The sequence below is a fragment of the Rhodosalinus sp. 5P4 genome (assembly GCF_041365695.1).
Taxonomy (GTDB): domain Bacteria; phylum Pseudomonadota; class Alphaproteobacteria; order Rhodobacterales; family Rhodobacteraceae; genus Rhodosalinus.
In genome coordinates this window covers 47,512-72,572 of the sequence record NZ_JBGFSJ010000004.1, presented here as the reverse complement: position 1 = coordinate 72,572, position 25,061 = coordinate 47,512, and the positions used below count along the sequence as shown (strand labels likewise).

The 25,061-nt window shown below is 68.3% G+C and carries 27 protein-coding genes; 13 read left to right on the top strand and 14 right to left on the bottom strand.

Going from position 1 to position 25,061, the window contains the following annotated elements:
• Positions 1-936 (bottom strand): zinc-ribbon domain-containing protein, encoded by a 936-nt coding sequence (locus AB6A69_RS08220; RefSeq protein WP_371060416.1) that lies wholly within the window; start codon positions 934-936, stop codon positions 1-3.
• Between the two features lie 192 nt (positions 937-1,128).
• Between AB6A69_RS08220 and AB6A69_RS08215 the strand changes: the two genes are divergently transcribed.
• The 3 genes from AB6A69_RS08215 to AB6A69_RS08205 are packed head-to-tail and all read left to right on the top strand — an operon-like array spanning position 1,129 to position 3,451.
• On the top strand, positions 1,129-1,806 hold the full coding sequence (locus tag AB6A69_RS08215; RefSeq protein ID WP_371037407.1) for a cell division ATP-binding protein FtsE: 678 nt from the start codon (positions 1,129-1,131) through the stop codon (positions 1,804-1,806).
• Positions 1,803-2,699, top strand: coding sequence for a cell division protein FtsX (locus AB6A69_RS08210; RefSeq protein ID WP_371055020.1), 897 nt, complete (start codon positions 1,803-1,805; stop codon positions 2,697-2,699). Before AB6A69_RS08215 ends, AB6A69_RS08210 begins: the two co-directional genes overlap by 4 nt.
• Positions 2,699-3,451, top strand: a complete 753-nt coding sequence (locus tag AB6A69_RS08205) for a lysophospholipid acyltransferase family protein (protein WP_371060415.1) — start codon at positions 2,699-2,701, stop codon at positions 3,449-3,451. The genes AB6A69_RS08210 and AB6A69_RS08205 overlap by 1 nt, the downstream gene beginning before the upstream one ends.
• A gap of 51 nt (positions 3,452-3,502) precedes the next feature.
• On the opposite strand, the gene lpdA is transcribed toward AB6A69_RS08205, so the two are convergent.
• The 9 genes from lpdA to mdh form a co-directional block, all read right to left on the bottom strand.
• Entirely contained in the window at positions 3,503-4,891 is a 1,389-nt protein-coding gene (lpdA, locus tag AB6A69_RS08200; protein ID WP_371060414.1) for a dihydrolipoyl dehydrogenase, read from the bottom strand.
• Positions 4,892-4,989: 98 nt separating this feature from the next.
• Entirely contained in the window at positions 4,990-5,379 is a 390-nt protein-coding gene (locus AB6A69_RS08195) for an MAPEG family protein (protein ID WP_371060413.1), read from the bottom strand.
• 307 nt (positions 5,380-5,686) lie between these two features.
• Positions 5,687-7,264 (bottom strand): 2-oxoglutarate dehydrogenase complex dihydrolipoyllysine-residue succinyltransferase, encoded by a 1,578-nt coding sequence (gene odhB, locus AB6A69_RS08190; RefSeq protein ID WP_371060412.1) that lies wholly within the window; start codon positions 7,262-7,264, stop codon positions 5,687-5,689.
• A 7-nt stretch (positions 7,265-7,271) separates the two neighbouring features.
• Complete coding sequence (locus AB6A69_RS08185) at positions 7,272-10,241, bottom strand: 2-oxoglutarate dehydrogenase E1 component (protein ID WP_371060411.1); 2,970 nt, start codon at positions 10,239-10,241, stop codon at positions 7,272-7,274.
• Positions 10,238-10,768 carry a DUF805 domain-containing protein gene (locus AB6A69_RS08180; protein WP_371060410.1) on the bottom strand — a complete coding sequence of 177 codons (531 nt, stop codon included), beginning with the start codon at positions 10,766-10,768 and terminating at the stop codon, positions 10,238-10,240. Before AB6A69_RS08180 ends, AB6A69_RS08185 begins: the two co-directional genes overlap by 4 nt.
• Positions 10,765-11,298 carry a DUF805 domain-containing protein gene (locus AB6A69_RS08175; protein ID WP_371037399.1) on the bottom strand — a complete coding sequence of 178 codons (534 nt, stop codon included), beginning with the start codon at positions 11,296-11,298 and terminating at the stop codon, positions 10,765-10,767. The genes AB6A69_RS08180 and AB6A69_RS08175 overlap by 4 nt, the downstream gene beginning before the upstream one ends.
• 29 nt (positions 11,299-11,327) lie before the next feature.
• Positions 11,328-12,209, bottom strand: a complete 882-nt coding sequence (gene sucD / locus AB6A69_RS08170) for a succinate--CoA ligase subunit alpha (protein ID WP_371060409.1) — start codon at positions 12,207-12,209, stop codon at positions 11,328-11,330.
• A gap of 5 nt (positions 12,210-12,214) precedes the next feature.
• The gene (gene sucC, locus AB6A69_RS08165) at positions 12,215-13,408 is read right to left on the bottom strand and encodes an ADP-forming succinate--CoA ligase subunit beta (RefSeq protein ID WP_371060408.1); all 1,194 of its coding nucleotides are present in this window, start codon (positions 13,406-13,408) and stop codon (positions 12,215-12,217) included.
• A 301-nt stretch (positions 13,409-13,709) separates the two neighbouring features.
• On the bottom strand, positions 13,710-14,672 hold the full coding sequence (gene mdh / locus AB6A69_RS08160; protein ID WP_371060407.1) for a malate dehydrogenase: 963 nt from the start codon (positions 14,670-14,672) through the stop codon (positions 13,710-13,712).
• Positions 14,673-14,813: 141 nt separating this feature from the next.
• On the opposite strand from mdh, the gene AB6A69_RS08155 reads away from it, so the two are divergent.
• Positions 14,814-15,566 (top strand): sulfite exporter TauE/SafE family protein, encoded by a 753-nt coding sequence (locus AB6A69_RS08155; protein ID WP_371037394.1) that lies wholly within the window; start codon positions 14,814-14,816, stop codon positions 15,564-15,566.
• Here the strand turns inward: AB6A69_RS08155 and AB6A69_RS08150 are convergent.
• Positions 15,563-15,871 (bottom strand): hypothetical protein, encoded by a 309-nt coding sequence (locus tag AB6A69_RS08150; protein ID WP_371037393.1) that lies wholly within the window; start codon positions 15,869-15,871, stop codon positions 15,563-15,565. The genes AB6A69_RS08155 and AB6A69_RS08150 overlap by 4 nt on opposite strands.
• Positions 15,872-16,055: 184 nt before the next feature.
• Here AB6A69_RS08150 and AB6A69_RS08145 point away from each other — a divergent pair, with 184 nt between their 5' ends.
• From AB6A69_RS08145 to AB6A69_RS08105, 9 genes are all read left to right on the top strand, one after another.
• On the top strand, positions 16,056-16,913 hold the full coding sequence (locus AB6A69_RS08145; protein WP_371060406.1) for a CoA ester lyase: 858 nt from the start codon (positions 16,056-16,058) through the stop codon (positions 16,911-16,913).
• 42 nt (positions 16,914-16,955) lie between these two features.
• Positions 16,956-17,501 carry an NnrU family protein gene (locus AB6A69_RS08140; protein ID WP_371060702.1) on the top strand — a complete coding sequence of 182 codons (546 nt, stop codon included), beginning with the start codon at positions 16,956-16,958 and terminating at the stop codon, positions 17,499-17,501.
• A gap of 4 nt (positions 17,502-17,505) precedes the next feature.
• Complete coding sequence (locus tag AB6A69_RS08135; protein WP_371037391.1) at positions 17,506-17,709, top strand: DUF1737 domain-containing protein; 204 nt, start codon at positions 17,506-17,508, stop codon at positions 17,707-17,709.
• Between the two features lie 2 nt (positions 17,710-17,711).
• Positions 17,712-18,764, top strand: a complete 1,053-nt coding sequence (locus AB6A69_RS08130; protein WP_371060405.1) for a MaoC family dehydratase — start codon at positions 17,712-17,714, stop codon at positions 18,762-18,764.
• Between the two features lie 352 nt (positions 18,765-19,116).
• The gene (sdhC, locus tag AB6A69_RS08125; protein WP_371037389.1) at positions 19,117-19,500 is read left to right on the top strand and encodes a succinate dehydrogenase, cytochrome b556 subunit; all 384 of its coding nucleotides are present in this window, start codon (positions 19,117-19,119) and stop codon (positions 19,498-19,500) included.
• Positions 19,501-19,511: 11 nt separating this feature from the next.
• Positions 19,512-19,883, top strand: a complete 372-nt coding sequence (sdhD, locus tag AB6A69_RS08120; RefSeq protein WP_371060404.1) for a succinate dehydrogenase, hydrophobic membrane anchor protein — start codon at positions 19,512-19,514, stop codon at positions 19,881-19,883.
• Positions 19,884-19,902: 19 nt separating this feature from the next.
• Positions 19,903-21,705, top strand: a complete 1,803-nt coding sequence (gene sdhA, locus AB6A69_RS08115) for a succinate dehydrogenase flavoprotein subunit (RefSeq protein ID WP_371060403.1) — start codon at positions 19,903-19,905, stop codon at positions 21,703-21,705.
• Between the two features lie 13 nt (positions 21,706-21,718).
• Positions 21,719-22,498, top strand: a complete 780-nt coding sequence (locus AB6A69_RS08110) for a succinate dehydrogenase iron-sulfur subunit (protein ID WP_371060402.1) — start codon at positions 21,719-21,721, stop codon at positions 22,496-22,498.
• Between the two features lie 238 nt (positions 22,499-22,736).
• Positions 22,737-23,585 carry an urea carboxylase-associated family protein gene (locus AB6A69_RS08105; RefSeq protein ID WP_371060401.1) on the top strand — a complete coding sequence of 283 codons (849 nt, stop codon included), beginning with the start codon at positions 22,737-22,739 and terminating at the stop codon, positions 23,583-23,585.
• A 3-nt stretch (positions 23,586-23,588) separates the two neighbouring features.
• On the opposite strand, the gene deoD is transcribed toward AB6A69_RS08105, so the two are convergent.
• From deoD to AB6A69_RS08090, 3 genes are read right to left on the bottom strand one after another with little or no spacing between them, the layout of a single operon-like run.
• Complete coding sequence (gene deoD, locus AB6A69_RS08100) at positions 23,589-24,293, bottom strand: purine-nucleoside phosphorylase (protein WP_371060400.1); 705 nt, start codon at positions 24,291-24,293, stop codon at positions 23,589-23,591.
• Positions 24,294-24,318: 25 nt separating this feature from the next.
• A complete protein-coding gene (locus AB6A69_RS08095) occupies positions 24,319-24,597 on the bottom strand; it encodes an acylphosphatase (RefSeq protein ID WP_371060701.1) in 279 nt (92 codons plus the stop codon).
• A gap of 19 nt (positions 24,598-24,616) precedes the next feature.
• A complete protein-coding gene (locus AB6A69_RS08090; RefSeq protein WP_371055006.1) occupies positions 24,617-24,925 on the bottom strand; it encodes an H-NS family nucleoid-associated regulatory protein in 309 nt (102 codons plus the stop codon).
• Between the last annotated feature and the right edge of the window lie 136 nt (positions 24,926-25,061).

Genomic DNA, 25,061 nt, shown 5'->3' with positions numbered 1-25,061 from the left:
TCAGGCCGTGTCGAGATCCGCGGGTTTCGCCTCCGTGAGGCCGTCGAGCCAGACGAGGATGCCGGTGACCTGCCCGTTGAGCCAGCCCCGCCCCGCATCGACCACCGCGACATACCCTTCGAGAAGGGGGGCGAGCACCGGGATGTCCCGGGAAAGCTGAGGCGCCAGCGCGTATGTGACGACGAGCATGACCGCCAGAAGCAGCGCGATCGCGAAGCCGCGGGAGAAGCCGCCGCCCCTGCCTGTCTCCTCGGGCTCGTGACCGTCGTCCGCGGCCGGGGCGTCGTGGATCGCGGTCCCCTCGTCGGTGGCGCGCAGCGTCGAATTGATCGCGTCGATATCGGGCAGAAGATCACGCCGCGCGCCTGCGGCGGCCGATCCGGTGGCCGCCGCGACCTCCTCTTCCTGCGCCGGGGCGGGGATGTCGGGCGTGTCCGCGGGCTCTGCCGGGGCGTCGGCGTCGCGATCGACCGGCGCGTCCGCTTCCAAAGCCACCTCCCCCCGCATCCGGGCCATGCGCGCGCGCGCCTCGCGGGCGCGGCGGCTTGCCGCATCCTCTCCGTCGCCGTCGTCGAGGCCAAGCTCGGGCTGGCTTTCGATCGGGGACGCCGCCTCCGAGGCGCGGGCGCGGGCCTCCTGTTCGGCTTCCTCTTTCAGAAGATCGGCGACCGAGGGGTCGAGTTCGCGTCGCGGGGGCGGCGGTGGCGCCTCCGCGCTGTCCTGCGCGTCCTCGGCCATGTCGTCGTCGCTTTCCGCCCGGGGCTGCGCCGCTTCAGGGGCGGCCGCCGGCCCGTCAGCCTCTTCTCCGGCATGGGTCGGATGGTTCTGGAACCATGTGATGCCGCAGGCCGAGCACTGGACGTCGCGCCCCTCTTCGGGGATGACTTCATCGGGAACTTCGTACTGCGCACCGCAATTCGGGCAAGTCAGACGCATCGCCACTCCTCTCGGACCAACCAGCCGGCGCGTCGCGCCGGAACGGCCCTTTCCCCAAGCCCACCGCGCATGAAGTTACCGGCTGGTGCGAGGCCGCGAAAGCCCATTCGCCCGCGCAGCCGGCGATTGCAACCCGACCGGTGCTGAGGCACAACATGGCCCCTGCGGGCAGGCGGAAAACTGGGGGCGGCGGTGATCGAGCTGGACGGTGTGGGCTACAGCTACGGGGGCGGCGAGCTTCTGCAGGACATCTCGCTGGCCATCACGCCCGGCAGTTTCCATTTCCTCACCGGGCCGTCGGGCGCGGGAAAGACGACCTTCCTGAAGCTTTGCTACGGCGCGCTGCAGCCCAGCGCCGGCCGGTTGCGGATTTTCGAGACCGACGTGACCGCCATGAGCCGCGACGCCATCGCCCTGGCGCGGCGCCGCATCGGGGTGGTGCACCAGGATTGCCAGTTCCTGGACCATCTGCCCGTGATGGAGAACGTGGCATTGCCGCTCACGGTGTCGGGGCAGGGGGGCGGTGCCGCACAACAGGACTTGCACGAACTGCTGAACTGGGTGGGCCTGACGGAGCGCGCCACGGCGCTGCCGCCCGAACTCTCCGGCGGGGAACGCCAGCGCGCCGCGCTCGCCCGCGCGGTCATCATGTCGCCGGACGTGATCCTTGCCGACGAGCCGACGGGCAACGTGGACTGGGAAATGTCGGAACGGCTTCTTCAGCTTCTGGTGGAGCTCAACCGGCTCGGCAAGGCGGTCATGGTCGCCACCCACGACCTTGCGCTCATCCGCGCCGCGAAACACCATGTGCAGGCGCGCGTCGTCCGGATCGCCGGTGGCCGGTTGCAGGCGGCGGGGGCCGATCTGTGAGGGGCGCGGTCACGCTGCTGCGCGGGGACACGCAGGCCGACCGGGTGGTCCCGCCCACCGGGATCACCGCGCGGCTGACCGTCTTCACCGCCGCGGCCATGGCCTTTCTGGCGGTCTTCGCGCTGGCGCTGTCGCTCGCCGCTGGGCGCCTCGCCGACCGCTGGGGCGAGGAACTCGCCCGTTCGGCCACGCTGCGCATCTCGGCGCCCGAGGGGCAGATGGCGGAACAGACGCGCGCGGCGCTGCGGCTGCTGGAGACGACGCCGGGGGTCGCCGGGGCACGCGCGCTGGCGCCGGAAGAGCAGCGCGCGCTGCTGGAGCCCTGGCTCGGGCCGGACCTTCCGCTCGACACGCTGCCGGTGCCGCAGCTCATCGAGATCATCGAGACCGAAGAGGGCTACGACGCGGCGGGGCTTCGACTGCGTCTCGCGGCGGAGGTGCCGGGGGCGGTCCTCGACGATCACACCCGCTGGCGCCGTCCGCTGGTGCAGGCGGCCGACCGTCTGCGCCTTCTGGGCTGGGTCTCGATCGCGCTCATCGGCGCGGCGGTGGCGGCGATGATCACCCTGGCCGCGCAGGCAGCGCTGGCGGCCAACGCGCAGGTGATCGCGGTGCTGCGGCTCGTCGGCGCGCGCGACGTCTACATCGCGCGCGCCTTCGTGCGCCGCTTCACGCTCCGCACGCTCACCGGCGCGGCCGTGGGAACGGCGTTCGGCATGATCGCGGTGGCGGCGCTGCCGGGCGGCGGCAGCGGTGAGGACAGTTTCCTCACGGGGCTCGGCTTTCGGGGCTGGCACTGGCTTGCGCCGCTTCTCGTGCCGCCTCTCGCGGCGGTCGTGGCGTTCTGGGCGACGCGCGCGGCGGCCGGGCGCACGCTCAGGGCGCTGACCTGATGCTGCGCTGGGCGCGCTCGGTGCTTTTCGTCGGGCAGATGTACGCCATGATGGCGATCATGGCCGTGTTCTTCACGCCCTGGGCGATCTTCGACCGGCGCGGCGCCTATGCCGGCGTCCGCACCTATTGCCGCTATGTCCGCTGGACGGCGCGCTGGATGGTGGGGCTGCGCACGGAGGTCCGCGGACGGGTCCCGGTGGAGGAGGTGCTGATCGGCTCCAAGCACCAGAGCTTCCTCGACATCATCCTCATCGTCAGCGACGTGCCACGGCCGAAGTTCATCATGAAGAAGGAACTCGGGCGCGCGCCGATCCTGGGCTGGTACGCCAAGCGCATCGGGTGCGTGGCCGTGGATCGCGGCCGCCGGCGCGCGGCGATGCGCCAGATGGTCGAGGGAGTCCGCCACGGCGACGCGCCGCCGGGACAGCTCATCATCTATCCCCAGGGCACGCGGGTCGCGCCGGGGGTGAAGGCGCCCTACAAGATCGGGACGGCGGTGCTCTACGAGGAGACGGGGCAGCCCTGCGTGCCGGCCGCGACCAATGTCGGCGTCTTCTGGCCGCGCAAGGGCATCCTGCGCAAGCCCGGCCTCGCCGTGGTCGAGTTCCTCGAGCCGATCCCGCCGGGACTGCCCGCCGAAACCTTCATGGCACGCCTCGAGCAGGTCGTGGAAACGCGGTCGGACGCGTTGATGGCCGAGGCCGGTTTCGATCCGCGCCCGCCGGGGCGGGAGAGCGCGGAAGAGAGCTGAGCGGATCCTGCCGGGGGTGCGCGACGTCCCCCGGCCCCCCCCCCCCCGCGGTCAGGCGTGGATCGGACCATCGCCGCAGGCCAACGCCGCCTCGCGCACCGCCTCGGAATAGGTCGGGTGCGCGTGGCAGGTCAGCGCGAGATCCTCGGCGCTGGCGCCGAATTCCATCGCCACGCAGATCTCGTGGATCAGGTCGCCGGCCATCGGGCCGATGATGTGCGCGCCGAGGATGCGGTCGGTCTTCTTGTCCGCGAGGATCTTCACGAAGCCGTCGGCGGCGAAGTTGGCCTTGGCGCGGCCGTTGCCCATGAAGTTGAACTTGCCCGCCTTGTAGGCGCGGCCCTGCTCCTTGAGGGTCTCCTCGGTTTCGCCGACAGCGGCGACCTCGGGATGGGTGTAGATCACCGACGGGATCACGCTGTAGTTGACGTGCCCGGCTTTGCCGGCGATCACCTCGGCGCAGGCCATGCCCTCGTCCTCGGCCTTGTGGGCCAGCATCGGCCCCGCGATGCAGTCGCCGATGGCGTAGACCCCGTCGACGTTCGTGCGCCAGTGGCCGTCCGTCTTCACCTGGCCGCGCTCGGTCATCTCGACTCCGAGCGCCTCGAGGCCGACGCCGTCGGTGAAGGGTTTGCGGCCCGTCGCCACCAGAACGACATCGGCGTCGAGGGTCGCCTCGCTCTCGTCCTTGCGGAGCTTGTAGTGGACCTTGGCCTTGGTCTTGAGCGCCTCCACGGACTGGACGGCGGCCCCCATGACGAAGTCCAGACCCTGTTTCTTCAGCAGGCGCTGGAAGCCCTTCTGCACCTCGGCGTCCATTCCGGGCGTGATGTGGTCGAGGTATTCCACGACCGTGACCTGCGCGCCGAGGCGCGCGTAGACGGAGCCGAGCTCGAGCCCGATCACCCCGCCGCCGATCACCGCCATCCTTTTCGGGATCCTGGAAAGCTCGAGCGCGCCGGTGGAGGTGACGACCACGGTCTCGTCGATCTCGACGCCGGGCAGGCCGGAGGCCTCGGATCCCGTCGCGACGATGATGTTCTTCGCCTCATGCGTCTCCCCGCCCACCGTCACCTTGCCGGGCGCGGGGATCGCGCCCCAGCCCTTGAGCCAGTCGATCTTGTTCTTCTTGAAAAGATACTCGATGCCCTTGGTGTTCTGCGCGATCGTGTCGTCCTTGTAGGCGAGCATCGCTTTCCAATCGACCTTGGGCGCGCCGACCTTGAGGCCCATCTTCTCGAAATTGTGCTCGGCCTCGTGAAGCTGGTGGGTGGCGTGCAGCAGCGCCTTGGAGGGGATGCAGCCCACGTTGAGGCATGTCCCGCCCAACGTCTCGCGCCCTTCCACGCAGGCGGTCTTGAAGCCCAGCTGCGCGCAGCGGATGGCGGCCACGTAGCCGCCGGGTCCGGAGCCGATAACGATCACGTCGTAGGAGGCCATTGGGTCAGTCCTTTCCCTTTCTGGCGGAGGAGGGGGGCGCTGCCCCCCTCGGCGGCCTGCGCCGCCTCACCCCCCGGAGTATTTGAACCAAGAAGAAGTCACAGGAGCGCCGCGAGGATCATCACCAGGGTGGCGAGGAAGCCCGCCGCCCAGATGAGCGAGCGGCCCGGCACCCAGCCGAAGAGGTAGGCGGGCACGTAGAGAAGGCGCGCGGCGAGGTAGATCCAGGCGCAGGCGGCGGTGACGGGGCTGGATTGCTGCGACAGCGTGACGATCGCCACGGCTGCTGTGAAGAGGATCAGCCCCTCGAAGTGGTTGTCGAGCGCGCGCTTGGCCCGCCCGGCCATGCCGGGCAGCGCAATCGCTTCGTCGCGCGGACTCATCGCGGCGCGGGGGCCGGCCACCTTCTGGCCGAGCACGGAGTAGAGCGCGAGCTGCCCGGCCTGCAGCAGCACGGCGAGGGCGAGGGCGGTGAGTTCGGGGGTCATGGAATCTCTGCCTTGGTGATCGACGACGTGGCCGATAGCGCGTCCGGCCACTGCGGGGGCGGCGCAGCGGGCCGAGGACGCGTGGTGACCGGGGATATGACGGGCGCCCCGAATACCCTAGCCATTGTTCCGGTAAAGCTGAACATGCGCGTTTTCAAAACCGTCAGATTGGAAATCCGTGTGTCCGTCCCTGCGCGGGCGCTGCAGGCCGGCAACGCGGTGGCGGGGCCGTGGGGACGGCTGCCCGCGCGCCGCGACGCCCCGTGCACGCGGGCGATGATCTTTGCGACGGACACGCAAGGCCCGCCTACAGGTCCATCAGGAGCCGCCGCGGGTCTTCGAGCGCCTCCTTCACGCGTACGAGGAAGGTGACCGCGCCCTTGCCGTCCACGATGCGGTGATCGTAGCTGAGCGCGAGGTACATCATCGGGCGGATCACGATCTCGCCCTTCACCACCACGGGCCGGTCCTGGATCTTGTGCATGCCCAGGATGCCCGATTGCGGCGGGTTGAGGATCGGCGAGGACATGAGGGAGCCGTAGACGCCGCCGTTGGAGATGGTGAAGGTGCCGCCCTGCATCTCGGCCATCGAGAGCTTGCCGTCGCGGGCGCGCTTCGCCTTTTCCGCCATCTCCTTTTCGAGCTCGGCGAAGGACTTGGCGTCGGCGTCGCGGATCACCGGCACCACGAGGCCCTGCGGCGTGCCCGTGGCGATGCCGATATGGACGAAGTTCTTGTAGACGATGTCGGTGCCGTCGATCTCGGCGTTGACCTCGGGGACCTCGCGGAGCGCGTGGCAGCAGGCCTTGGTGAAGAACGACATGAAGCCGAGCCGCACGCCGTGCTTCTTCTCGAAGAGGTCCTTGTATTCCGAGCGCAGGTCCATGACCGCCGACATGTCCACCTCGTTGTAGGTGGTCAGGATCGCCGCCGTGTCCTGCGCATCCTTGAGGCGGCGCGCGATGGTCTGGCGCAGGCGGGTCATCTTCACCCGCTCCTCGCGCCCGGCATCCTCGGCCGGGACCGGGGCGCGCGGGGCCTGCGCGGGGGCCGCGGGGGCCTTCGCGGCGCTTCCGGCGGCGGCCGCCTTGGCGACGTCGTCCTTCATGACGCGCCCGTCGCGGCCGGTGCCGGTGACCGCGTCGCGCGACAGCCCCGCCTCGGCCATGGCCTTTTTCGCGGCCGGTGCGTCTTCCACGTCCGCACGCTGCCCGGCCGTCTCTTGCGGGGTCTCGTGCTTGTCCGTCCGGGCCGTGTCATCCGATGCGGGCGCGGGGGAGGCGCCGCCCGCCGCGCCCGAGATCACGCCGAGCTTCCCGCCGGCCTGCACCGTTTCGCCTTCGGGGGCGAGGATCTCGGACAGCACGCCGGAGGCGGGCGCCGGCACTTCCACCGAGACCTTGTCGGTCTCAAGCTCGCAAAGCATCTCGTCCTGCTCGACCTTGTCGCCGGTCTTCTTGAACCAGGTCGAGACGGTGGCCTCGGTCACGCTTTCGCCCAGCGCGGGGACCATCACGTCCGCGCTGTCCCCCGCGCTGTCCCCCGCGCCGCTGTCGTCATCACCGCCCGCGTCGCCGGCCTTCCCGGCGCCCGCTTCGGACGCGGCAGGCGTCTCGCGCGGCTTGATCTCGGTGCTGTCCACCTCGCCGGCCGGGGCGAGATTAGCGAGCAGCGCGTCGACGCCCACCGTCTCGCCCTCCTGGGCGACGATGTCCTCGAGCACCCCGTCGGTGGGCGCGGGCACCTCCACCGTGACCTTGTCGGTCTCGAGCTCGCACAACATCTCGTCGGCGGTGACGCTGTCGCCCGGCTTCTTGAACCAGGTGGCGACGGTGGCCTCTGTCACGCTCTCTCCGAGCGTCGGCACGCGGACTTCGACAGTCATCTTTATCTCACTTTCCTTCGATGGAGAGCGCCTCGTCGACGAGCGCCTCCTGCTGTTTCTTGTGCTGCGAGGCGAGCCCGGTGGCGGGCGAGGCGCTCGCGGGGCGGCCGACATAGCGCGGGCGCCCGTGCTCGGCGCCGATGCGCCCCAGAACCCATTCGAGGTTGGGTTCCATGAAGGTCCAGGCCCCCTGGTTCTTCGGCTCCTCCTGGCACCAGAGGATCTCGGCCTGCTTGAAGCGCTCGAGCTCCTTCACCACCGAGATCGCCGGGAACGGATAGAACTGCTCCACCCGCAGCAGGTAGATGTCGTCGATGCCGCGCGCGTCGCGCTCTTCCAGCAGGTCGTAATAGACCTTGCCCGAGCACATCACCACGCGGCGGATCTTGGCGTCGGGCTTGAGCCGGGTGTCGGAGTTGCCCTTCTCGGCATCGTCCCAGAGCACGCGGTGGAAGCTGGAGCCGGTGACGAACTGCTCGGCATCCGACACGGCGAGCTTGTGCCGCAGCAGCGATTTCGGCGTCATCAGGATGAGCGGCTTGCGAAAGCTTCGGTGCAGCTGGCGGCGCAGGATGTGGAAGTAGTTGGCCGGCGTCGTGCAGTTGGCCACGATCCAGTTGTCCTGCCCGGACATCTGAAGGAAGCGTTCGAGCCGCGCCGAGGAGTGCTCGGGGCCCTGGCCCTCATAGCCGTGCGGCAAGAGGCAGACGAGCCCCGACATGCGCAGCCACTTCGACTCGCCCGACGAGATGAACTGGTCGAACATGATCTGCGCGCCGTTGGCGAAGTCGCCGAACTGCGCCTCCCACAGCGTCAGCGCGTTGGGCTCGGCCAGGCTGAAGCCGTATTCGAAGCCGAGCACCGCGTATTCCGACAGCATGGAGTCGATGACGTCGTAGCGGGCCTGGCCCTCGCGAATGGCGTTGAGCGGGTAATGGCGCTCTTCGGTGTCCTGATCGACGAGCGCGGAGTGACGCTGGCTGAAGGTGCCCCGCGTGCTGTCCTGCCCCGACAGGCGGACCGGGTAGCCCTCGAGGAGAAGCGAGCCGAAGGCGATCGCCTCGGCCGTCGCCCAGTCGAAGCCCGTGCCTGTCTCGAACATCTGCTTCTTGTGCTCGAGAAGGCGCCCCACGGTCTTGTGGAGGTTGAAGCCCTCGGGCACGCGGGTGAGCGCGACGCCCACGTCCTCCAGCGTTTTCTCGGAGATCGCGGTGTCGCCGCGCTGGTATTCCTTGCCCTCGCGGTCGAGGTGCGACCAGCGGCCGTCCAGCCAGTCGGCCTTGTTCGGGCGGTAGGTCTTGCCGGCCTCGAACTCGTCGGCGAGCAGCGACTGGAACTGCGCCTTCATGTCCTCGACCTCGCCCTCGGGGATCAGGCCGTCCCGCACCAGCCGTTCGGTGTAGAGCGACAGCGTGGTCTTGTGCTGCTTGATCTCCTTGTACATCAGCGGGTTGGTGAACATGGGCTCGTCGCCCTCGTTGTGGCCGAAGCGCCGGTAGCAGATCACGTCGATGACAACGTCCTTGCCGAACTTCTGGCGGAACTCGGTGGCGACCTTGGCGGCGTGCACCACCGCCTCGGGGTCGTCGCCGTTGACGTGGAATATGGGCGCCTCGACCATCAGCGCGATGTCGGTGGGGTAGGGCGAAGAGCGCGAATAATGCGGCGCCGTGGTGAAGCCGATCTGGTTGTTCACGACGATATGCATGGTGCCGCCGGTACGATGCCCCTTGAGGCCGGAAAGCCCGAAGCATTCGGCCACGACGCCTTGTCCGGCAAAGGCCGCGTCGCCGTGGAGCAGCACCGGCAGCACCTTGCGGCGCTCGGCGTCGTTGAGCTGGTCCTGCTTGGCGCGCGCCTTGCCCAGCACCACCGGGTTCACGGCCTCCAGATGCGAGGGGTTCGCCGTCAGCGACAGGTGCACCGAGTTGCCGTCGAATTCGCGGTCGGACGAAGCGCCGAGGTGGTATTTCACGTCGCCCGAGCCGTCCACCTCCTCGGGCTTGAAGCTGCCGCCCTGGAACTCGTTGAAGATGGCGCGGTAGGGCTTGCCCATCACGTTGGCCAGCACCGACAGCCGCCCGCGGTGGGGCATGCCGATGACGACCTCCTTCAAGCCCAGCGCGCCGCCGCGCTTGATGATCTGCTCCATCGCCGGGATTACCGCCTCGCCGCCGTCGAGGCCGAAGCGCTTGGTGCCCATGTACTTGACGTGCAGGAACTTCTCGAAGCCCTCGGCCTCGACGAGCTTGTTCAGGATCGCGCGCCGGCCTTCGCGGGTGAACTTGACCTCCTTGCCGTAGCCCTCGATGCGCTCCTTCAGCCAGGCGGATTGCTCGGGGTTGGAGATGTGCATGTACTGCAGCGCGAAGGTGCCGCAGTAGGTCCGCTTCACGATGTCGAGGATCTCGCGGATCGAGGCGATCTCCAGCCCCAGCACGTTGTCGATGAAGATCGGCCGGTCCATGTCGGCCTCGGTGAAACCGTAGGTCCGGGGGTCGAGTTCCGGGTGGTCGGTCTTGGCGCGCAGGCCGAGAGGGTCGAGATCGGCGGCCAGATGCCCGCGGATACGGTAGGCGCGGATCAGCATGAGCGCGCGCACCGAGTCGAGTACGGCGCGCTGCACCTGGTCGTCGGTGACCTCCACGCCATGCGCCTCGGCCTTATCGCGGATCTTGCCGCCGGCGGCCTCTGCCTCCGCGCGCGCCGTGGCCTCCGGCCACTGCCCGTCGAAGGCGTGGGTCAGCTCGTCCGACGGCGTGGGCGGCCAGTCGGGGCGCGCCCAGGACGGGCCCTGCGCCTCGCGGCGCACCTCGGCCTCGGGGTCGCCGAGCTCGCGGAAGAACGCGGCCCACGCTTCGTCCACCGCGCCGGGATCCTCGGCGTAGCGCGCGTAGAGCTGTTCGAGATACTCGGCGTTCTGCCCCTGCATGAAGCTCGAGGCCTTGAAGAGATCGTTCGGGCTTTGCTCGGTCATGGGCGCACCTCTTGTGGGTTGGGGCCGAAGCGGTTGGAGCCGGGCTCGGACGGCCGGGTCAGCCAGTAGACGACGATGAGGGGGGAAATCAGGAAGATCAGGAAGGCGACATGCATGACGATCGCGCTCGCCCCGAAAAGGATCGCGCGCAGATCGCCGGCAAGCACCGCGTCGAGGCCGGACACCACGCTCGCGAAGCCGCCGATGCCCACCATCACGATGAGCGGGTAGAGAAGGTGCAGGCCCGAGCGCCCGCTGTCATGCATCCGTCGCCAGCCGGCGGCGAGACCGGGCAACAGGGTGACGAGAAAGAAGCCGGTCGCGAGGACGCCCTCACTCCGGTACTCGATCACGCCGGGGGCGACCTCGACGGCCCGGGCCCCGAAGATCGCCGCGTCGAGGACGCTTAGCGCAAGGCTTCCCCCGACGACGAAAAGGGTGAACCACCAGTATTCGGGGCGCGACGCGCGCCCGGAAAAGGTGGCGAACTTGCGCAGGCAGGTGGTGACGGCGTCGGCGAAACTCATGCCGGCGCCTCCGTGACGGGCCGGACCCTCGGTTCGGGGCCGTAGTCGTTCGGGCCTTTCTGAGAGGGCCGCGTCAGCCACCACAGGATCAGGATCGAGGCCGCGAGCTGCGCGATCGCGGCCGCCGCCGCCAGCCCCGCACCCATGCCAGGCATCATCGCGCCCGGCCCGGCGCCCGGCCCGTCCCCGGCCATGCGCGCCGCGAGCCCGAAGCCCGCGAAGAACAGGATCGCCAGGGAAATCAGCATTGGGATCAGAAGGTACCACCCGGGCCGGCCGGTGTCGTGCATACGCCGCCAGCCCGCGGCGAGCAGCGGCAGAAACATCGCGAGGCTGAAGAGCGGGCCGACGATGCGGGTCTCGGGCGCCTCCGGCGTGCCGAAGCCGAAAAGCGCCCCGTCGACCAGGCGCGCCACGAGGCCGCCCAGCATCACGAAAAGGAAGAACCACCAGTATTCGGGCCGCCGCGCGCGGCCCGAGAAGGTGGCGTATTTGCCCAGGCAGTTTCGGACTGCCTCCGAAAACCCCATGCTACGTGCCTCCTTCGCGGCACTCCCGCTCAGCCGATGGCCTTCAGCACCGCCTCGCCCAGCCCGGCGGGGCTGTCGGCCACGACGATGCCGGCCGACTTCATCGCCTCGATCTTGTCCTCGGCGCCGCCCTTGCCGCCGGCGACGATGGCGCCCGCGTGGCCCATCCGCCGCCCCGGGGGCGCGGTGCGCCCGGCGATGAAGCCCGCCGTCGGCTTGGAGCGGCCCTTCTTCGCCTCGGATTTCAGGAAGTCCGCGGCGTCCTCCTCGGCCGAGCCGCCGATCTCGCCGATCATGATGATCGCTTCCGTCTCGTCGTCGGCGAGGAACCATTCCAGCACGTCGATGTGCTCGGCCCCCTTGATGGGATCGCCGCCGATGCCCACGCAGGTGGACTGGCCGAGGCCGACATCCGTCGTCTGTTTCACGGCCTCGTAGGTAAGGGTGCCCGAACGGCTTACAACCCCGACCTTTCCGCGCTTGTGGATGTGGCCGGGCATGATGCCGATCTTGCAGGCGTCGGGGGTGATCACGCCGGGGCAGTTCGGCCCGATCAGCGTGGTTTCCGATCCCTCAAGCGCGCGCTTGACCTTCATCATGTCGAGCACCGGAATCCCTTCCGTGATGCAGACGACGAGCGGGATGCCCGCGTCGATCGCCTCCAGGATCGAATCCGCGGCGAAGGGCGGGGGCACGTAGATGACCGAGGCGTTCGCGCCGGTCTGCTGCACCGCCTCGTGGCAGGAGTTGAAGACCGGCAGGCCCAGATGCTCCTGCCCGCCCTTCCCGGGCGTGACACCGCCCACCATCTTGGTGCCGTAGGCGATGGCCTGCTCGGAGTGGAAGGTGCCCTGGGAGCCGGTGAAGCCCTGGCAGATCACCTTGGTGTTTTCGTCGACGAGAACTGCCATGATCCTTACCCCTTCACCGCCTTGACGATCTTCTCGGCCGCGTCGGACAGGTCGTCCGCCGCGATCACGTTCAGGCCGGAATTGTTGATGATCTCCTTGCCCTGCTCGACGTTCGTGCCCTCGAGCCGGACGACCAGCGGCACCTCGAGCCCCACCTCCCTGACGGCGGCGACGACGCCCTCGGCGATGATGTCGCAGCGCATGATGCCGCCGAAGATGTTGACGAGGATGCCCTTCACGTTCTTGTCCGACGTGATGATCTTGAAGGCTTCGGTCACCTTCTCCTTCGTCGCGCCCCCGCCCACGTCGAGGAAGTTGGCGGGCTCGGCGCCGAAGAGCTTGATAATGTCCATCGTCGCCATGGCGAGGCCCGCGCCGTTCACCATGCAGCCGATCTCGCCGTCGAGCGCGATGTAGTTGAGATCGTATTTCGACGCGGCGAGTTCCTTCGGATCCTCCTCGGACTCGTCGCGCAGCGACGCGATGTCGGCGTGCCGGTAGAGCGCGTTCGAGTCGAAGCTCATCTTCGCGTCGAGGCATTTCAGCTCGCCCTCGTCCGTCACGATGAGCGGGTTGATCTCCAGCATCTCCATGTCCTTGTCCACGAAGAGCCTGTAGAGTGTGCCCATGAGGCCGACGCACTGCTTGATCTGCTTGCCCTCGAGGCCCAGCATGAAGGCGATGCGGCGGCCGTGGAAGGGCTGGTATCCGGTCACCGGATCCACCGAGAAGGACAGGATCCGCTCCGGCGTCGACGCGGCGACCTCCTCGATGTCCATGCCGCCCTCGGTGGAGCAGACGAAGGACACGCGGCTCGTCTGCCGGTCCACCAGGAGCGCAAGGTAGAGCTCGCGCGAGATGCCGGAGCCGTCCTCGATGTAGATGCGCCCCACCTGCTTGCCCGCGGGGCCGGTCTGGTGGGTGACGAGGGTGCGGCCGAGCATCCGGCGCGCCTCCTCGGCGGCCTCCTCCACCGACTTCGTGAGGCGCACGCCGCCCTTCTCGCCGGCGCCGTCCTCCTTGAAGTGGCCCTTGCCGCGACCGCCCGCGTGGATCTGCGCCTTCACCACCCAGAGCGGGCCGTCGAGCTCTCCGGCGGCGGTCTTCGCATCCTCGGCCTTCAGCACCACGCGCCCGTCGCTCACCGGCGCGCCGTAATCCCGCAGAAGTGCCTTGGCCTGATATTCATGTATGTTCATTCAGCACTGTCCCGTCACGGTTCGTTTATCCCGGTATACTCATATTGTCGCACCCGGTCGAAACCGTTTTCTGGTCTGTCACGCGGTTTTGTGCATTCTTGGGGAGGTTTGTGATCACGCATTTTCGGGGTGTGATCACGAAACTGGCGTCGGGTGCGCCCGTGCCGGCAAGAATCGCTTCCGACCGGGCGCTCCGCGGAACATTTTCGTGTCCGCGCGGGCGCAGGTGCCCGCGCCGCGCGGCAGACCACTCCCGGGCCGGCGCCATGGGGCGGGCCCGGGAGCGGGCGTCGCGCCGGTATCAGGCGAGTGTCTCGTCGATTTCCTTGCACGCCTTCACGAGGCCGCGCACCGAGTCGACGGACTTGTCCATCATCGCCTGCTCGTCCTTGTTGAGCGCGATGTCGACCACCTTCTCGATGCCGTCCGCACCGATCACCGTGGGCACGCCGACATACATGCCGTCGAGGCCATAGGCGCCCGAAACATAGGCCGCGCAGGGCAGCACGCGTTTCTGGTCCTTGAGATAGGCTTCGGCCATCTCGATCGCCGAGGCGGCGGGCGCGTAGAAGGCGGAACCCGACTTCAGCAGCCCCACGATCTCCGCACCGCCGTCCCGGGTGCGCTGCACGATCGCGTCGAGCTTTTCCTGCGTCGTCCAGCCCATCTTCACCAGATCCGGCAGCGGGATGCCCGCCACGGTGGAATAGCGCACGAGCGGCACCATCGTGTCGCCATGCCCGCCGAGTACGAAGCCGGTCACGTCCTTCATCGAGACGTTGAACTCCACGCTCAGGAAGTGGCGGAAGCGCGCGCTGTCGAGGACGCCGGCCATGCCGCAGACCTTCTCGTGCGGAAGACCCGAGAACTCGCGCAGCGCCCACACCATCGCGTCGAGCGGGTTGGTTATGCAGATCACGAAGGCGTCGGGGGCGTTGTCGCGGATGCCTTCGCCGACCGCCTTCATCACCTTGAGGTTGATGCCGAGAAGGTCGTCGCGGCTCATGCCGGGCTTGCGCGGCACACCGGCGGTCACGATGCAGACGTCGGCGCCGGCGATGTCGCCGTAATCCTGCGTTCCCTTGAGCGCGGCGTCGATGCGCTCCACGGGGCCGGATTCGGCGATGTCCAGCGCCTTGCCCTCGGGCGTGCCTTCGGCGATGTCGAACAGGACGACGTCGCCGAGCTCCTTGATGGCGGCGAGATGGGCGAGCGTGCCGCCGATCTGCCCCGCGCCGATCAGGGCGATCTTGGGTCTGGCCATGAAAGTCTCTCCGGTCGATTGCAGACGCCGCATGGCCTAGAGCCTCGCGCAGCGCATCGCAAGAGCGGAGCGGGGCTGTCGCGCGCCCGCCCGAGCGGCTAAGCCTGAACCACGACGCGTGTTGCGTGCGGGGAGGGGGCGATGCTGAACGATCCGGGCATCTTCGTGCTGGCGGCGCTCGCGGTGGTCTTCGCCGGCGTCTCGAAGGGCGGCTTCGGCTCGGGCGCGGCTTTCGCATCCGCCGCGGTCCTGGCCCTCGTGATGCCGCCGGGCGAGGCGCTCGGCATCATGCTGCCGCTTCTCATGCTGATCGATCTTGTCACGCTGCCACCTTACTGGCGGCGCTGGGATCCGGCGGCGGCGCGGCTTCTCATCCTGGGCGGCCTGCCCGGCGTCGCGCTCGGGGCGGCGCTCTGGCGGGTGGCCGACGACGACCTGATACGGCTCCTGATCGGGGCGATCAGCCTGGCCTTCGTCGCCTGGCGCGTGCTGGAGACGCGTGGCGTCATCCGGCCCGCCGCGCGCCGCCCGGGGCGGGGTTGGGGGCTCTTGGCCGGGCTCACCGCGGGCTTCACGAGCTTCGTCAGCCATGCCGGCGGCCCGGCGGCCGCCGTCTACCTGCTTGCGGGGCGGCCGGACAAGACGACCTATCAGGCGACAACGGTGCTGATCTTCTGGGCGCTCAACATCGCCAAGGCGATTCCCTACGGCGTCCTCGGCATCTTCACGGCCCAGACGCTCATGGCGAACGCCGCGCTCGCCCCTTTCGCGGTGCTTGGCGCGTGGCTCGGCGTGAAGGCGCATTTCCTCGTGCCGGAGCGCGCCTTCTTCCTGCTGACCTACACGCTGCTCACGCTGACCGGCGCGAAGCTGATCTGGGACGCGCTCACCTAGCCGTCGCGGCCCGGGGGCGGCGCGTCGTGGGCGGAAAACGCCTCTCCCGATGCCAGCAGGCAGGTGCGGCCCGCGGCCGTCGTCGCGGTGAGCGTCCAGCTTCCCGTGTCCGGGTTGGCGAAAAGCTCGACGAGCGCCCCGGAGGCGAGACCCGCCGCGCGACGCGATTCGCCCCAGCCCCGGGCGAGTTCCTCGAGCATCGCGTCCCGCGGCCCGCAGCCGGGCAAGGCTTCGCCCTCGACGGTGGTCGCGGCAAGCGCCATGAGCGCGAGGCCGGTGGCGTGGACGAGGGCATGCCGGATCATGGCGGGATCTCCTTCGATGGGGGCGCGACGTCGCCGTGAAGATCCGGAGAAGGCGTTAACGGCGGCCGAAGGGCGCGTGCCGCAGCCGTTGCGGGGCCGGTTTTGCCGCATTGCAGCAGAAAGGGGCTTGAACATCTGCCAAGAAAATGCGCTCTACCGCGCAACTTTGTTACGGGAGGCTTCGATGGACCCGCGCTCACGCCCCTACCGGTCCGTGCTCTACATTCCCGGCTCGAAGGAGCGTGCCCTCGAGAAGGCGCGGTCGCTGCCGGTGGACGCCATCATCTTCGATCTCGAGGATGCGGTGGCGCCCGATGCCAAGGAAGAGGCCCGGCGCACGTTGCGTACCGAGCTCGACGCGGGCGGATACGGCAAGCGCGCGCGGATCGTCCGGGTCAACGGGCTGGAGACCGCCTGGGGCGCGGCGGACATCGAGGCGATCCGCGGCGCCGATATCGACGCGCTGCTGCTGCCCAAGGTCGATGACCCCGCGCAGCTCGACGCCGCGGCCGACGCGCTGGGCGCGGACGTGCCGATCTGGGCCATGATGGAGACGCCGCGCGGCGTCCTGAACGCGCAGGCCATCGCGGCGCATCCGCGCCTTGGGGGATTCGTCGCCGGGACCAACGACCTCGCCAAGGAGCTGGGCTGCGCCATGCGCGCCGACCGGCTGCCGATGCTCCAGGCGCTGCAGCACATGCTCATGGCGGCGCGGGCCGAGGGAAAGGTCTGCGTGGACGGCGTCTTCAACCACTTCCGGGACGAGGACGGCCTGCGCGCCGAGTGCGAGCAGGGCCGCGACATGGGCTTCGACGGCAAGACGCTCATCCACCCCGCGCAGGTGGCCACCGCCAACGCCGTCTTCGCCCCGGGCGCGGAAGAGATCGACCTCGCGCGCCGCCAGATCGCGGCATTCCGGGACGCCGAGGCGCGCGGCGAGGGCGTGGCCGTGCTGGACGGCCGGATCGTCGAGAACCTGCATGTCGAAACCGCCCGCAGGATGCTCGCGAAGGCAGAGGCCATTGCGGCGCTCGCGCATTGATCTAGGGTAGCGACCGACAGGGCAGGGAGAGCCGCGATGGCACTGACGTTACTGATCCTCGGCGTGATCCTCTGGATCGGGGCGCACACGTTCAAGCGCCTTGCACCCGACACGCGCGCCGGCATGGGCGAGACCGGCAAGGGCGTGGTCGCCGTGCTGCTTCTGGTCGCGCTGGCATTGATGATCGTGGGCTATCGCGGAGCTTACGGCGATGTCTGGTGGGGGCGTCACCCGGCGACGGTGGGCATCAACAACCTGCTCAACCTCTTCGCCGTGTATCTCTTCGCCGCCTCGGGGATGAAGACGCGGATCACGGCCGGGATCCGCCACCCGCAGCTGACCGCCGTCAAGGCGTGGGCGGTGGGCCATCTGCTCGTCAACGGCGATCTTCCCTCGCTCATCCTGTTCGGCGGGCTGCTCGGCTGGGCCGTGTGGGAGGTCATCCTGATCAATCGCGCGACGGAGCGTCCGGCGCCGCCGCCGCCCGCCTCGATGGGCAAGGAGATCGGCGCCGTCGTCGGCACGCTGGTGGTCTACGGCCTGATCGCCTGGGCGCATTACTGGTTCGGCTATCCGGCATTCGGGTGACGCGATGCGCCTCTACCGCTTCCTGACCGCCGACGACACCTCCGCCTTCTGCCACAAGGTGACCGCCGCGCTGAACGCCGGTTGGGATCTCTACGGCGCCCCCGCCTACGCCTACGACGAAAGCAACGGCGTGATGCGCTGCGGGCAGGCGGTGGTGAAGGAGGTGGAAGGCACCTACCACCCCGACATGAAGCTGGGAGAGCAGTGAGCATGCCGAAGGACAAGCCCAGCCGGATGAAGACCAACCCGGGCCGCTTCTTCGAGGATTACACCGTGGGCGAGGTGATCCCCCATGCCGTGCCGCGCACGATCTCGGGCGGCGAGCGGGCGATCTACCACGCGCTCTACCCGGCGCGCCACGCGCTTTACTCGTCGGACGAGTTCGCGCGGGTCTGCGGCCTTCCGGCCAGCCCGGTGGACGATCTGGCCGCCTTTCACATCGTTTTCGGCAAGTCGGTGCCCGACATCTCGCTCAACGCCGTGGCGAATCTCGGCTATGCCGAGGCGCGCTGGCTGCGGCCGGTCTATGCCGGCGACACGCTGCGCGCTTCGTCCGAGGTGATCGGGCTGAAGCAGAACTCCTCCGGCAAGACCGGTGTGGTCTACGTGAAGACCACGGGCTTCAACCAGCACGGGCTTCCGGTGATGGAGTTCAAGCGCTGGGTCATGGTGCGCAAGAAGGACCCCGGGACGCCGGCCCCCGAAGCGGTGGTGCCCGAGACCGCGCCGCATGTCGCGCCGGGCGACCTGGTCATTCCGGCCGGGCTCGACTTCACCCAGTATGATTTCGGCCTCGCCGGAGAACCGCACCGCCTGTCGGATTACGAGGTCGGAGAAACGATCGACCACGTGGACGGCGTCACGCTGGAAGAGGCCGAGCACATGATGGCGACGCGGCTCTGGCAGAACACGTCCAAGACCCATTTCGACGCCACGCCGCGCGAGGATCGCAAGCGGCTGATCTATGGCGGGCACGTCATCTCCATGGCGCGCGCGCTTTCGTTCAACGGTCTCGCCAACGCGCAGATGATCGCGGCGATCAACGCGGGCGCGCACGCGAACCCCTGCTTCGCGGGCGACACCGTGCGCGCCTGGTCCGAGGTGCTCGACATGGCCGAGACGCCCGCGCCCGGCGTCGGCGCGATCCGGTTGCGTCTGGTGGCGACGAAAGGCGGCGCGCCCTTCACGCTCAAGGGCGAGGACGGCAAGTATCTGCCGGATGTCCTTCTGGACCTCGACTACTGGGCGTTCATGCCGATGTGATCGCCGAAGGCCGGGCCGGCGATCGGGGGCACCGGGGGATCCGGGTGCCGCCGAGACCGGTCTGGCGTGATCACAGGCTGGGCCGGCCTCCTTGAGCCGAAGGGCGGGGCCGTCCCAGGCCGCATCCGAATCCTTGCGCGCTCGGCCCGCATGCACCGCATCGTGCGCCATGGCCGCGCGAAGACGCAGATAAGACAGGTGAAAATTTGCGATCACATGATATCGCTCAGTGATCACGAACGCCCCCGAAGAGGTTGCGTTGCGCAGATTTTCCGGTCATGGCGTGGCTTTGCCCCCATGACAGCGCCGAAAAATGCGCTATCAGTTGGACAGCAGACCGAAAGGACATGCCATGGCCGACGTCAACAGAGGCAACCGCCCGCTCTCGCCCCACCTGCAGATCTACCGCCCGCAGCTCACATCGGTGACGTCCATCTTCGTGCGCATCACCGGAAATGCGCTTCTGGTGGCCGCGCTTCTGGTCGTCTGGTGGTTTCTCGCCGCCGCGACCTCTCCCGAGGCGTTCGCGCGAGCCGACGCGGTGCTGACGAGCTGGTTCGGCGATCTGGTGATGTTCCTGTCGCTCTGGGCGCTCTGGTATCACACGCTCGGGGGCATCCGGCATCTTGTCTGGGACAGCGGGCGCGGCCTCGACCTCGATAGCTCCTACATGATGGGCTATGTGATGATCGGCGGGTCGGTCGTGCTCACGCTCGCCACCGTCTTCGTGATCTGAGGGGGATCGCCATGCATATTCTGACCGCACGCAAGCGTGCCGAGGGCACGGGCGCCGCAAAGACGGGAACCGACCATCATTGGAGCATGATTGTCTCGTCGGCGGCCCTGATCGGGCTCGTGCCGCTTTTCATCTTCACCTTCGGGCAGGCGCTGGGCCGCCCCCATGCGGAGGTCGTGGCCTATTACCAGCAGCCGTTCCCGGCCATGGTGGCGATCCTCACCTTCCTCGTCGGCTTCTACCATTTCCGGGGCGGTGTTCAGACCCTGATCGAGGACTATGTCCACGGCACGCGTCAGAAGGTTCTGATCGTGGCGATGATTTGCCTCAGCTACGCGGCCGCCGCCGTCGGCATTTTCGCCGTGGCGAAGCTGGCGCTTTGAGATAACGGAGCAGCATTCCATGGCAGCATACGACTACGAGACGCACGATTACGACGTGGTTGTGGTGGGCGCCGGCGGCTCGGGGCTTCGCGCGACGCTCGGAATGGCGGAGCAGGGGCTTCGCACCGCCTGCGTCACCAAGGTCTTTCCCACCCGCTCGCACACCGTGGCCGCGCAGGGGGGCATCGCCGCCTCGCTCGGCAACATGGGGCCCGACAACTGGCAGTGGCACATGTACGACACCGTGAAGGGGTCGGACTGGCTCGGTGACGTGGACGCGATGGAATACCTGGCCCGCGAGGCGCCCAAGGCCGTCTACGAGCTCGAGCATTACGGCGTGCCCTTCTCGCGCACCGAGGACGGCAAGATCTATCAGCGCCCGTTCGGCGGCCACACCACCGAGTTCGGCGAGGGGCCGCCGGTGCAGCGGACCTGTGCGGCCGCCGACCGGACCGGCCATGCGATCCTGCACACGCTCTACGGCCAGAGCCTGAAGCAGCAGGCCCAGTTCTACATCGAGTATTTCGCCATCGACCTCCTGATGGACGAGGACGGCGCCTGCCGCGGCGTGCTCTGCTGGAAGCTCGACGACGGCAGCATGCACGTCTTTTCCGCCAAGATGGTGGTGCTGGCCACCGGCGGCTACGGGCGCGCCTATTTCTCGGCCACCTCGGCGCATACCTGCACCGGTGACGGCGGCGGCATGATCGCGCGGGCGGGCCTGCCGCTCCAGGACATGGAGTTCGTGCAGTTCCACCCCACCGGTATCTACGGCTCAGGCTGCCTCATCACCGAGGGTGCCCGTGGCGAGGGGGGGTATCTCACCAATTCCGAGGGCGAGCGGTTCATGGAACGCTACGCGCCCACCTACAAGGACCTCGCCAGCCGCGACGTGGTCAGCCGCTGCATGACGATCGAGATCCGCGAAGGGCGCGGCGTGGGCCCGAACAAGGACCACATCCACCTGCACCTCAATCACCTGCCGCCCGAGACGCTGGCCGAGCGGCTGCCGGGCATCTCCGAATCCGCGCGCATCTTCGCCGGCGTCGACGTCACGAAGGAGCCGATCCCGGTGTTGCCCACGGTGCACTACAACATGGGCGGCATCCCGACCAACTACTGGGGCGAGGTTCTGAACCCCACCGAGGTGGATCCCGACCGCATCGCGCCCGGCCTGATGGCCGTCGGCGAGGCGGGCTGCGCCTCTGTCCACGGGGCGAACCGTCTGGGCTCGAACTCGCTCATCGACCTCGTGGTGTTCGGCCGCGCCGCCGCCATCCGCGCCGGAGAGGCCGTGGAGCATGGAACGCCGGTGCCCGAGGCGCCGAAGGCCGCCATCGAGCAGGCGCTCGACCGCTTCGACGCGATGCGCCACGCCAAGGGCGGCACGCCCACGGCGGAGTTGCGGCTCGAGATGCAGAAGACCATGCAGGAGGACGCGGCCGTCTTCCGCACCGAGGAAACCCTCAAGCAGGGTCTCGAGAAGATGACGACGATCGCGGGCAAGCTCGACGATATCGCCGTCACCGACCGGTCGCTGATCTGGAACTCGGACCTCATGGAAACGCTGGAGCTTGCCAACCTCATGCCGAACGCGCTCGCGACCATCGCGAGCGCCGAGGCGCGCAAGGAAAGCCGCGGCGCCCATGCCCACGAGGACCATCCCGACCGCGACGACGAGAACTGGCGCAAGCACACGCTCGCATGGGTCAACGGCGGCGTGAAGCTCGACTATCGCCCGGTGCACCTCAACCCGCTCATGGGGCACAACGAGGGCGGCATCGACCTCGACCGTATCAAGCCCAAGGCCCGCGTGTACTGAGGAGACGACCGAGATGGTTCAACTGACGCTCCCCAAGAATTCGAAGATCCGCACCGGGAAGACCTGGCCCAAGCCCGACGGCGCGACGAACCTGCGTAAGTTCCAGATCTATCGCTGGAACCCCGACGACGGGGAGAACCCGCGCGTGGACACCTACTGGGTGGACATGGACAGCTGCGGGCCGATGGTCCTGGACGCGCTCATCAAGATCAAGAACGAGATCGACCCGACTCTGACCTTCCGCCGCTCCTGCCGCGAGGGGATCTGCGGATCCTGCGCGATGAACATCGACGGGATCAACACGCTCGCCTGCATCTACGGCATGGAAGAGATCAAGGGCGACGTGAAGATCTACCCCCTGCCGCACATGCCGGTGGTGAAGGACCTGATCCCGGATCTCACGCATTTCTACGCCCAGCACGAAAGCATCATGCCGTGGCTGGAGACGAAGTCGAACGCGCCCGCGAAGGAGTGGCGGCAGTCGATCGAGGATCGCGAAAAGCTCGACGGGCTTTACGAGTGCGTGATGTGCGCCTGCTGTTCGACGGCCTGCCCGTCCTATTGGTGGAACGGCGACCGGTACCTCGGCCCAGCTGCGCTGCTGCATGCCTATCGCTGGATCATCGACAGCCGCGACGAGGCCACGGGCGAGCGGCTGGACGACCTCGAGGATCCGTTCAAGCTTTACCGCTGCCATACCATCATGAACTGCGCGAAGACCTGCCCCAAGGGTCTGAACCCGGCGAAAGCCATCGCCAACATCAAGAAGATGATGGTGGACCGCGTGGTCTGAGGCCTTGTATCGGGCGAGCGGTCGCTGACGCCGCTCGCCCAGGCAGACCCGCAGCCCGTGAGGGTTGCAGCGCGCGGGCGATATGGCGCGATGCATTAGGCCCGGTCCGCACGGCTCGCGCCGCCCCGCTGACGCGGAGGACGCACGCCCGGCTTTGCCGGCCCACGCGATTCCGTGACAGTCCGCGCCACCGGGGCTATGCCTGCGGCGACTGAAAGCACGGGCAACGGAGTATCCAATGGCCAATCCACCCGCCGACGCCGACGCGCGCCGCGCCGTGCCCCCCGTGATCTGCTATCCGGACGACACGCTGCCCGCGCCGGACCTGGCGCTTTACCGCGCGGCGCGGCCGGGGGCGGAAAAGCTGGGCGAGGTCATCGTGCCGCCGCGCGAGGGTCGCTGCTTTCGCGTGGCCGCCGGGCAGTTCCTTCGCATCGCGAGCGTCGAGGGGCCGCAGGTGGGCGACCTGAACCTCTGGAACGCGGGCGATCTGTCCGAGCGCTTCTACTCGGGCAAGACGCGCGCGCTGCACGGCACGCATCTGACGACGGGCGACCGGATGTGGTCGGCCTTTCCGCATCTTCGCCCGATGGCGACCATCGTGGAGGACACGCTCGCCTGGTACGGCACGGATGACTTCGGCGGCCGGGTGCACGACGTGATCGGCACACGCTGCGATCCCTACACCCACGCGCTGCTCTCGGGCGGGGACGCCTACCACCATTGCTGCCACTCGAACCTGACGCGGGCGCTGGCCGGGGAAACCGGGATGGCCGTGACCGAGGCGGAGGGCCATGTGCACGACGTGTTGAACGTCTTCATGTGCACGGGCTTCATCCCCGACACGGGGCAGTATTTCATGAAGGCGAGCCCGGTGCGGCCCGGCGACTACCTCGAGTTCTTCGCCGAGATCGATCTTCTGGGCGCGCTCAGTGCCTGCCCCGGCGGGGACTGCTCAGCCGAACATTCGAGCGACGCGGCGCGTTGCCATCCGCTGCTGGTGGAGGTTTTCGCGCCGCGAACCGGCGCGCTCGAGGGGTGGAGGCCGCCCGCGCCCAACCCCTACGACCGCAGCCACGGAACATAGGGATCAGGCGAAGGCGGCCTCCAGCGCGATCTCGACCATCGCCTCGAAGCCGGTCTCGCGTTCCGCGCTCGGCAGATGCGCGCCGGTCTGGAGATGGTCGCTCACCGTGAGGACGGCGAGCGCGCGTGCGCCGAGCCGGGCGGCGACCGTGTAGAGCTCCGCCGCCTCCATCTCGACGGCGAGCGTGCCGTGACGGGTCAGGATCTCGTTCAGGTCGGGGCGCTCGTCGTAGAACACGTCCGACGAGTAGATGCCGCCGACATGATGCGTGGCGCCGCGCGCCTCGGCGGCGGCCGCGGCCGCCCGCAGAAGCGGCCAGTCGGCGCAGGGCGCGAAGGACAATTCGCGGAACGTCCCGCGCGAGGGCGTCGAGAGGCTCGACGCCGTCATTGCGAGCACGAGATCGCGAAGCGCGACCTGCGTCTGCATCGCGCCACAGGACCCGATGCGGATGAGCGTCTTCGCCCCGTAATCGCGGATCAGTTCGTTGGCGTAGATCGACAGCGACGGCATTCCCATGCCGGAGCCGTGAATCGTGACCGGCTCGCCCCGCCAGATTCCGGTGAAGCCGAGCATGCCGCGGGTTTCGTTCACGAGGCGCGGGGCATCGAGGAAACGCTCGGCCGCCCAACGGGCGCGGTAGGGATCGCCGGGCATCAACACCGTTGGCGCGATCTCGCCTTCGGCCGCGCCGATATGGATCGTCATGCGGAGCCTTTCCTTACGCCGGTTGCTAGCGACGGATCTCGAAATCCCGAAGCGCGGGATCGGCGGCAGTCTCCTCTTCGGAAACCTGCGTCACCCTTGCCGCGGGCGGCCCCTCGCGGAGCCGTTCGAGAAGGCTGGAGACGGCGTCGTCGGGCCCCTGAATCAGAGCCTCGACGCTGCCATCGGAGCGGTTGCGCACCCAGCCGGCGAGGCCGCGGCTGCGCGCCTGCTCCTGCGTCCACGCGCGGAAGGAGACGCCCTGCACCCGGCCTTCCACGCGAGCCGCGATCGCCTTTTCCGCCATCGCCACGCGCGCCCCCGCGTCAGATCGAGAGGTCTTCGAGTGTCTTGCCCGCCTTCAGCGCCTCGTTGACCCACTGCGGCTTGCGCCCGCGGCCGGTCCAGGTCTGGCGCGGATCGGCGGGGTTGGCGTATTTCGGCGGGTTCTTGCTGCCTTTCGGCCCGGCTTCCTTGAGGTCGTTGAGCGAGAAACCATAGGCTTTCGCCGCGTCTTCGGCCGCTTTCAGCGCCTCGGCCTTGCGGCGAACCTCGATCGTCTCCAGCGCCTTGTCGATATCGGCGCGAAGCTGTTTCAGTTCCTCGCCGGACATCTTGTACAAATCGATATTCATGGGCTTTTCCTTTGTTGCGTGGTCGTCTTCTGTTGCGCCACGGTCGCGTGGACATGACTCCTTACCCGCAATTTTCAAGGATACAAGAAAAAAACGGCATTGGAAAACTTTCCGCGCAAAGTCTTTGCGCGGAGTG